Annotated in this window: 7 protein-coding genes; all 7 read left to right on the top strand. The window is 38.7% G+C overall.

The window, feature by feature from the left end; all coding sequences use genetic code 11:
• A partial coding sequence (locus tag ACKI5B_RS11520; RefSeq protein ID WP_407428893.1) for a MutS-related protein occupies window positions 1-942 on the top strand: 942 nt, incomplete at its 5' end.
• A gap of 47 nt (window positions 943-989) precedes the next feature.
• Window positions 990-1,775 carry a ComF family protein gene (locus tag ACKI5B_RS11515; protein WP_407428891.1) on the top strand — a complete coding sequence of 262 codons (786 nt, stop codon included), beginning with the start codon at window positions 990-992 and terminating at the stop codon, window positions 1,773-1,775.
• 71 nt (window positions 1,776-1,846) lie between these two features.
• The gene (locus ACKI5B_RS11510; protein ID WP_407428889.1) at window positions 1,847-3,136 is read left to right on the top strand and encodes an NAD(P)-dependent oxidoreductase; all 1,290 of its coding nucleotides are present in this window, start codon (window positions 1,847-1,849) and stop codon (window positions 3,134-3,136) included.
• A gap of 12 nt (window positions 3,137-3,148) precedes the next feature.
• Complete coding sequence (locus ACKI5B_RS11505; RefSeq protein WP_407428887.1) at window positions 3,149-3,643, top strand: chemotaxis protein CheW; 495 nt, start codon at window positions 3,149-3,151, stop codon at window positions 3,641-3,643.
• Window positions 3,640-4,716, top strand: coding sequence for a DegT/DnrJ/EryC1/StrS family aminotransferase (locus tag ACKI5B_RS11500; RefSeq protein ID WP_407428895.1), 1,077 nt, complete (start codon window positions 3,640-3,642; stop codon window positions 4,714-4,716). Before ACKI5B_RS11505 ends, ACKI5B_RS11500 begins: the two co-directional genes overlap by 4 nt.
• Window positions 4,717-4,728: 12 nt before the next feature.
• Complete coding sequence (locus ACKI5B_RS11495) at window positions 4,729-5,580, top strand: NAD(+)/NADH kinase (RefSeq protein ID WP_407428885.1); 852 nt, start codon at window positions 4,729-4,731, stop codon at window positions 5,578-5,580.
• On the top strand, window positions 5,573-6,262 hold a 690-nt coding region (locus tag ACKI5B_RS11490; RefSeq protein WP_407428883.1), incomplete at its 3' end, for an AAA family ATPase. The genes ACKI5B_RS11495 and ACKI5B_RS11490, both read left to right, overlap by 8 nt.

Below are 6,262 nucleotides of genomic sequence, written 5' to 3'. Positions count from 1 at the left end.
ATTCTGCATAACTGGGTGAAGCCTGTTGTTGATGATTCAAAAGATTTTTTTGTAAAATCAGGCCGTCATCCGGTTGTAGAAATGCATTTACCTGACGGTGAGTTTGTTCCTAATAATTTAGAACTTTCAAACGAAAATAATGCTGAAGCAATGCCGTATTTTGCTTTGATTACAGGACCTAATATGGCCGGAAAATCAACTTACCTGCGTCAAAATGCACTTATAGCACTGCTTGCACAGATTGGTTCTTATGTGCCTGCTGCTCAGGCTCATATTGGTGTTGTTGACCGTATTTTCTGCAGGGTAGGGGCAAGCGATAATCTTGCGCGCGGTGAATCGACCTTCCTTGTTGAAATGACAGAAACTGCATTTATTCTTAGAAGTGCCACAGAAAAGTCTTTTGTTATTATGGACGAGGTGGGCCGGGGAACTTCAACTGAAGACGGACTTTCCATTGCATGGGCTGTTTCTGAATATCTGCTCAATGCCTTAAAATGTAAGACTTTATTTGCAACCCATTATCATGAATTGACCCGGTTAAATCATCCTTATTTAAAACTTTTATGCATGGAAGTAAGTGAACAGAATGACAAAATTACATTTTTAAGAAAAATAAAAGAAGGTGCCAGTGAAAATTCTTACGGTATTCATGTAGCTTCACTTGCCGGTGTTCCACAAAGTGTAATAAAGCGTGCAAATGAAATATTAAATTCCCTTCAAATACAGCGCTCTGATTCATCTTCACTTGAAACCTCGCCGCTTCAGACTTTACAGAGTTCAGGTTCTGAAAAAACTCTGGAAAAGTCTCTTTCAATGCCAGGTTTATTCAGTGATGAGGAGTTGATACTTGATGAAATTTTAAGCTCTGATCCTGATGACATGACTCCAAGACAGGCACTTGATTTAATTGCGCGCTGGAAAAAACAGCTCACAGGACAATAATTTTTCTGATTTCCTGCCCAAGAATTCATTTTTTCGCCAATAATATTATGATGAAAAATGAATTCCTCATTAAAAACAGAGCTTTTTCTGTTTATTATGGCTTTATTGTTATTATTCAGTCTCTGTTTTCATTATTTTTGGGTGGCGAAAACTGTCTCTGCTGTTCAAAGCGTACTCTCCGTATTCCGCTCTGTAAAAAATGTCTCAAATTATTCTTAAATACTGATTTTACTGAGACTTGTACTGTATGCGGGAGGGAGCTTATAAGCGAAATAAATCTCTGCTCACATTGTAAAGAAGAACAGATATTAAAGAATCTTGACGGCTGTTTTTCAATTCATAGTTATCAGCTTTGGAAAAAATACCTGCTTTTTTCCTGGAAGATGCAGAATAAAAGAGCCCTTTCCTTTTATTTTGCAGCTTTAATTTATAAAAAACTTGAATATCTTAAAGAAAAAACAGGCCTTCCGCTGACTGTTGTTCCAGTTCCGCCTAGAAAAGGAAAAATTCGTGAAAAAGGCTGGGATCAGATTGAAGAAATATGCTTTTATTTGGAAAAAGCGTGGAATATAAAAGTTACAAGGCTTTTAACCCGTCTTTCTCATATACAGCAGAAAAAACTAGACCGCTTTCAAAGAATTGAAGGAATTTCTTTGTCATATACATTAAAAAGCAGAAAAAAAATCAGTAAGCTGATTCCCAAAATGGAAAAAAACCTTGTGATTATTGATGATGTTCTTACAACCGGTTCAACAATTGAAGCCTGTGCAAGAAATTTGAAAGAACTTGGTGTGGAGAAAGTTTATTCAATAACTTTATTTATTGTAGATTGAATTTGCAATTTACAGAATCTATCGTTATACTATAAGTACTAGAATTTTTTTAATGAGGTCTAAATTAAGTTATGGAAGAAGAAATTAAAGGATATACAATTCAGGAAGCAATCGCTGAAGCCCGACGATGCTTGAACTGCCCTAAGCCGCTTTGCCGCACCGGCTGTCCAATCGAAAATGACATTCCGGCTTTCAATCATGCGGTTTCTCTTGGTAATTTTGGCGAGGCAGCAAGTATTATTGCACAGCGAAGTAATCTGCCTGCTATTTGCGGACGTGTTTGTCCGCATGAAAATCAGTGTGAAGGTCATTGTGTTCTTGCAAAGGCTGGAAAAGGTATTAAAATCGGCATGATTGAACGCTTTACTGCTGATTTTGACAATAATCTTAATCTTAACCGTGAAAAGAAAATCGAAAAAATCGGCGGTAAAGTTGCTGTTATAGGTTCCGGTCCTGCAGGTCTTACCGTTGCAGGTGATCTGGCACGCAAAGGATATGAAGTCGTTGTTTACGAAGGTGAAAGTGAGCCGGGCGGTGTCCTTCTTTACGGAATCCCGGAATTCCGTCTTCCAAAAGATGTTGTTCGAAATACAACAAAAAAAATCGCTGATTTAGGCGTTCAGTTCGTTACAAATACAATGGTCGGCGTAGATCTTACTCTTGATGATCTTTTCAAAAACGGCTTTGATGCTGTCTTTATTGGAACCGGTACAGCTCTTTCTAAAGATCTTGATATTCCTGGCAAAGAACTCAAAGGCATTATCCAGTCAAATTACCTGCTTCGAATGGTTCGCCTTTATCAGGATGGAAATGTCGAAAAATCAGAAGTACCAATTGATGAAGGTGATGAAGTTATTGTTATTGGTGCTGGTAATGTTGCAATGGATGCCTGCCGTACAGCTGTCCGCATGAAGGCAAAAAAAGTTACTGTTGCATACCGTAAAACAGTAGAATTTATGAAAGCCGCAAAAGCTGAATATGATGGTGCAATTTCAGATGGTGTTGACTTTAAATGGGAGCATGCTCCTGTTGAATATGTTGGTGAAAACGGTGTTGTTAAAGGCCTTAAATGCCAGACACCAGAAGGTGAAGTTGTTATTCCTGCAAATAAAATTCTTATTGCAATTGGTTCCCGTCCTGCAGCACGCATTATCAGTACAACAGAAGGAATCGATGCAGATGAAGGCGGTTTCGTAGTCACAAAACAAAAACCATACGGAATGACAACAAAACGTGGCGTTTTTGCAGGCGGCGATGTCGTTCATAAGCCGGCAACTGTAGTTCTGGCAATGCGTGAAGCAAAAAAAGTTGCTACAGGTATTTCAGAATTCCTGGAAGCAAAAAAATTACTTGGTGAGTAATTCGGAGGAAATATGGCAGAAAATACACAAATTCAGTTAGTTACATTCCAGCTTGGCGGTGAAATCTACGGTGTAGACATCATGGATGTAAAAGAGATTGTAAAAGTAACGAAGGTTCGTCCTATACCGAATGCTCCGTACTATGTTGAGGGAATTTTTAATCTTCGAAGCGAAATTATTCCGGTAATCAATCTTCATAAACGTTTTCAGATTCAAAAACTGGCTGCTGATGAAGGAGATGAAGAATTTGAAGGCGGATTTATCATTCTCAACATCGAGAATAACAGAATTGGTATTATAATTGACCGTATTGCCCGTGTTGTAACTATAGATACAGCAGACATTAAAGATCCGCCTCAGATGATTTCTGGTATTGGTACTGAATATATTCATGGCGTTATTCGTCAGGAAGATAAATATTTAATCATGCTTGATATCAGACGCTTGTTTAATGCTAAAGAACTTCAAAAAATTATTGCTCCTGGCGAAGGTAGTGGCGAAGAATAATGATTCAAACATTTAGCTCTACTATCCGCAGAAAAGAAATGGATGCTGTTTTAACTTGCATGGTTGACGAAAAGTTGGGACCAGGCGAGTTAAACGCAAAATTTATTCAGACTGTTAAAGAATTTACCGGCTGTGACGGTGCGGTGGCTTTTAGAAGTCCTGCAATTGCTTTTTCTTATGTAGCAAAAGCATTAAATCTGGAAGCAGGGCAGTCTGTTATGATTTCAGCTCTGGCGCCGTCGTGGCATTATACTGCTGTAAAAAATCTGGGATTTGTTCCGCTTGTTCTTGATGTTGATGAAAATACCGGGCTTGTAACTTCAGAAATTGTTCAGGAAGGCCTTAAAAATGGCGGGCGGATTCTGCTTTTAAGCGAAAATATGGGTATCCTGCCTGAAATTCAGAAAATTCTGGATTTGGGTGTGCCTGTTGTTGAAGATATTTCGCATTCTGTTGGAGCTGTTTATCCGTCTTTTACAGAATCTGCCGAAGAAACTGCTTCTGAAAAAGGAATAGAATCTAAAAAAGCCGGTATGGCAGGTCTTTTTGCTATTCTTGGACTTGAATCTGAAGATACTGTTACTTCTGGTGGCGGGGCGGTGCTTCTTGCTCCAAAAAGGCGTGAATGGATTGTCCTTAAAAAATTTACAGATGAAGCGCCAGAAACTGATATTTTAGGTGATATGAACAGCGCTTTAGCCTATATTCAGCTTAAAGAATTTACCCGTAACGAACAGGCTAGAAAGGGTCTTTTTGCTATTTTTCAGAAATCACTTATGAGCGGCAAAAATAAAACTTTTGTCAGAGGTGACGGCGACTGTTCAACAATCTGGTCTTTTCCGGTAGTCTTGAATGGAAGTTTTAAGGATGTTAAGCAATATGCTTCCCGAAAAGATGTAGAAGTACGACCGGCATATGAAAAATCTGTAATTTCTCTGCTTGATGAGCAGGAACGTGCAAATTTTATTCATGCAAAGTCACTTTATCTTCGTTGTGTGCTTTTTCCGCTTTATCCAAGATTGGGGTCTGAAGCTGCAACAAAAATTGCAAAAGTTTTGGGAACATTGCCGTAAATAAAAAGAATTATGCAGGTAAAAAAGTCTCTCATTGTAGTGAATAGTTTTAAAGAAGAATCAAAAAGTCTCGGTTCAGAAATACAGGCTTATCTCAGAAAACTGAAGATTCAGGCAGATATTTTTGTGTTTAACGGCTTTTCTGAGCAGTATCCTTTTTATGGCTATGATTTTGTAATTACAATGGGAGGTGACGGTACTGTTTTGTTTGCAGCCCGCGGATGTGCTTCTCTTGGAATTCCTATTTTTCCGATTAATTTTGGTTCTTTCGGGTTTATCGCAAGTGTTCAGCGGGATGAATGGAAAAAAGAACTTGATGATTTTCTGGCTGGAAATTCTGTAATTGATGAAAGGGGAATGCTTCGGGCAGATTTGCTCCGTGCCGGGCAGCGTCGTCTTACAGCAACCGGCTTAAATGATATTGTAATCTGCGGTAAAACTGCGGCACATACTATTTCATTCAATGTTTTATATGACAAAGTTCCTCTTGGTGAAATAAAAGCTGACGGAATTATCATTTCAACGGCAACCGGCTCTACAGCATATTCTGCAAGTGCCGGCGGTCCTATTATTGATCCTGGCTTAGATGCCATGGTTTTAACTTTAATGAACGCTTTTTCTCTTTCCAGCCGGCCGATTGTATTGAGTCCGGAGGGGCAGATTGAAATTGAAATTTTACCGTCCCGCATTTCCGATGTTGTCATAAGTGTTGACGGTCAGATTCCTGTGGATTTACACGTGGGCGATGTAATTAAAATCCATCAGATAGAAGAAAAAGCACGGCTTATTGGCTGCACAAAAGAAAAATTTTATAATGCACTTCGCTCAAAATTAAACTGGTCTGGAGGTCCACAGCATGCTTGAAGATTTAACAATTAAAGATTTTGCTTTGATTGATAAAGCATATGTAGAATTTGGTTCCGGATTTACAGTTTTATCCGGCGAAACAGGTGCCGGAAAATCTCTTTTAATTGGTGCCCTTACTTTTTTGCTTGGCGGCAAGGCTGGTGTAGAGCAGATTCGAGGTGGAGCACATGAATCAAGTGTTTCGGGTACATTTTATCTTGGAATGGCTCCTGCTGCAGTACGTGATTTAAAAGAAGATGAAGAACCGCTTAATGCTTTTGAATGGCTTAGTATACATGGAATTGAAACCGAAGACGGCAGAGTTTTGCTCCGTCGGGTAATTCGTGAAAATGGAAAATCCGGAGCCTGGATTGGAAGTTCTCCTGTTACCCGCTCTGATTTAGCAGAATTCAGTTCATTTCTAATTGATATTCATGGTCAGCATGAACATCAGTCACTTATGAAGGTAAGTGAGCACCGTAAGTTTTTGGATTCTTATGCAGGTCTCACAGATAAAGTTCAGGAATTCACATCACTTTATTCACAACTAGTTTCTAAGCGAAAACTTTTAGATGAAATGAACAGTGATGACAGAGATAAGGCTCAAAAAATTGACTTCCTTAATTTTGCTGTTAAAGAAATTTCAGAAGCAAAGTTAAAACTAAATGAAGATACAGAACTTGATGAAGAAGAAACAAAA

It is taken from the genome of Treponema sp. (assembly GCF_045657965.1).
In the GTDB taxonomy this organism is placed as follows: Bacteria; Spirochaetota; Spirochaetia; order Treponematales; family Treponemataceae; genus Treponema_D.
Note: the sequence above shows the minus strand (reverse complement) of the source record. Positions and strands in the feature narration are given on the sequence as shown.